General features: G+C 54.6%; 1 rRNA gene. It reads right to left on the bottom strand.

Features of this window, described 5'->3' with window-relative positions:
* Positions 1–3,016, bottom strand: a 23S ribosomal RNA gene (locus ACPUD7_RS10465); the annotation flags it as partial.
* Positions 3,017–3,118: the final 102 nt, after the last annotated feature.

Genomic DNA, 3,118 nt, shown 5'->3' with positions numbered 1-3,118 from the left:
AATGTATGGATGGAAATCTCATCTCGGAGCAGGCTTCCCGCTTAGATGCTTTCAGCGGTTATCCATCCCGAACGTAGCCAACCAGCCATGCTCCTGGCGGAACAACTGGCACACCAGAGGTTCGTCCGTCCCGGTCCTCTCGTACTAAGGACAGACCTCCACAAATTTCCTACGCACGCAGCGGATAGGGACCGAACTGTCTCACGACGTTCTAAACCCAGCTCGCGTACCGCTTTAATGGGCGAACAGCCCAACCCTTGGGACCGACTCCAGCCCCAGGATGCGACGAGCCGACATCGAGGTGCCAAACCATGCCGTCGATATGGACTCTTGGGCAAGATCAGCCTGTTATCCCCGAGGTACCTTTTATCCGTTGAGCGACCACGCTTCCACAAGCCATGGCCGGGTCACTAGTCCCAGCTTTCGCTCCTGCTCGACACGTCCGTCTCACAGTCAAGCTCCCTTGTGCACTTACACTCGACACCTGATTGCCAACCAGGCTGAGGGAACCTTTGGGCGCCTCCGTTACTCTTTAGGAGGCAACCGCCCCAGTTAAACTACCCATCAGGCACTGTCCCTGAACCCGATCAGGGTCCGAAGTTAAGGAATCCACTATGGTCAGAGTGGTATTTCACCGATCGACTCCACCTGATCTAGCGACCAAGCCTCATAGTCTCCCACCTATCCTACACAAACCACACCGAACACCAATACCAAACTATAGTGAAGGTCTCGGGGTCTTTCCGTCCTGCTGCGCGTAACGAGCATCTTTACTCGTAATGCAATTTCGCCGAGTTCGTGGTTGAGACAGCAGAGAAGTCGTTACGCCATTCGTGCAGGTCGGAACTTACCCGACAAGGAATTTCGCTACCTTAGGATGGTTATAGTTACCACCGCCGTTTACTGGGGCTTAAATTCTCCGCTTCACAGTAACCTGTTAACGAGTCCTCTTAACCTTCCAGCACCGGGCAGGCGTCAGTCCGTATACATCGACTTACATCTTCGCACGGACCTGTGTTTTTAATAAACAGTCGCTTCTCTCTGGCCTCTGCGACCACCACCAGCACATCCCGCAGCAAGTGCGGTTCACCAGGATGGTCCCCCTTCTCCCGAAGTTACGGGGGCATTTTGCCGAGTTCCTTAACCACGATTCTCTCGATCACCTTAGTATTCTCTACTCGACCACCTGTGTCGGTTATAGGGTACGGGCAACACACACCCTCACGTCGATGCTTTTCTCGGCAGCAGAGGATCACCAGATCACCCCACCACAGTGGGGCGCCCATCAGCTCTCACACACAAAGCGGGGACGGATTTACCTACCCCCGCGTGCTACAACCTTAGACCGTGACTACCATCGCACGGCCTGGCTACCTTTCTGCGTCACACCACACGCTTACCGACTCCACACTCAGGTCCCACCCGCATCACCAAACAACAGATCCGAAGACCCGAAGGGCGAATTAGATGGTTAGTCTCATGTGTTTTGGTACTGTCGGTTGTGTGTCGGTACCAGAATATCAACTGGTTGTCCATCGACTACGCCTGTCGGCCTCGCCTTAGGTCCCGACTTACCCAGGGCGGATTAGCCTAGCCCTGGAACCCTTGGTCATCCGGTGGACGGGTTTCTCACCCGTCTTTCGCTACTCATGCCTGCATTCTCACTCGAACCGCTTCCACCACTCGTTCACACGGCAGCTTCACCAGCGACTCGACGCTCCCCTACCCAACACCACACCATTACGGATACACGTGGTGCTGCCACAACTTCGGCGGTGTACTTAGCCCCGCTACATTATCGGCGCTCAATCACTTGACCAGTGAGCTATTACGCACTCTTTCAAGGGTGGCTGCTTCTAAGCCAACCTCCTGGTTGTCTTCGCAACTGAACATCCTTTCCCACTGAGCACACGCTTAGGGGCCTTAGTTGATGGTCTGGGCTGTTTCCCTCTCGACAATGAAGCTTATCCCCCACTGTCTCACTGCCACGCTGAACCTTGACTGGCATTCGGAGTTTAGTTGACGTCAGTAACCCGGTGGGGCCCATCAGCCATCCAGTAGCTCTACCTCCAGCAAGAACCACGCAACGCTGCACCTAAATGCATTTCGGGGAGAACCAGCTATCACAGAGTTTGATTGGCCTTTCACCCCTAACCACAGGTCATCCCCTCCATTTTCAACTGAAGTGGGTGCGGGCCTCCACGCGCTCTTACACACGCTTCACCCTGCCCATGGCTAGATCACTCCGCTTCGGGTCTAGGACACGCGACTGACAACGCCCTGTTCGGACTCGCTTTCGCTACGGCTACCCCACACGGGTTAACCTCGCCACGCACCGCTAACTCGCAGGCTCATTCTTCAAAAGGCACGCCATCACAGTCATCTAGATACTGCTCTGACGGATTGTAAGCACATGGTTTCAGGTACTCTTTCACTCCCCTCCCGGGGTACTTTTCACCATTCCCTCACGGTACTTATCCGCTATCGGTCATCAGGAAGTATTTAGCCTTACCAGGTGGTCCTGGCAGATTCACACGAAATTCCACGAGTTCCGTGCTACTCGGGCACACGTACACTACGCCGGCGTCACTGTTTCGTCTACGGGACTCTCACCCACTCCGGTCCTGTTTCCCACCAGGTTCGACTACACCAACACCAACACAGACTGGCCATGCTGGACCAGACCGTACATACCCCACAACACCGTGCACGCAACACCAGCACGCTTGACACGCACACGGTTTAGGCTCATCCAGTTTCGCTCGCCACTACTCCCGGAATCATTGTTATTTTCTCTTCCTGCGGGTACTGAGATGTTTCACTTCCCCGCGTTCCCCCCACGTACCCTATATATTCAGGCACGGGTCACTACCCTCACAGGCAGCGGGGTTTCCCCATTCGGAGATCCTCGGATCAACGCCCGTTTATCGGCTCCCCGAGGCTTATCGCAGATTTCCACGTCCTTCATCGGCTCCTGATGCCAAGGCATCCACCATGCGCTCTTACACACTCACCACACCCCAAAGGGTTGGCGGCGTGTACGCGAAATATTGTCTTTCAATCACACAAGATGATGACAAGAAAAATCACATTACATAACACCACAACCCCAAAAGGG

The sequence above is a fragment of the Brevibacterium sp. FAM 24630 genome (genome assembly GCF_049804075.1).
Taxonomy (GTDB): domain Bacteria; phylum Actinomycetota; class Actinomycetes; order Actinomycetales; family Brevibacteriaceae; genus Brevibacterium.
The sequence above is the reverse complement of the archived record's forward strand: the minus strand, read 5'-3'. Positions and strand labels throughout refer to the sequence as shown.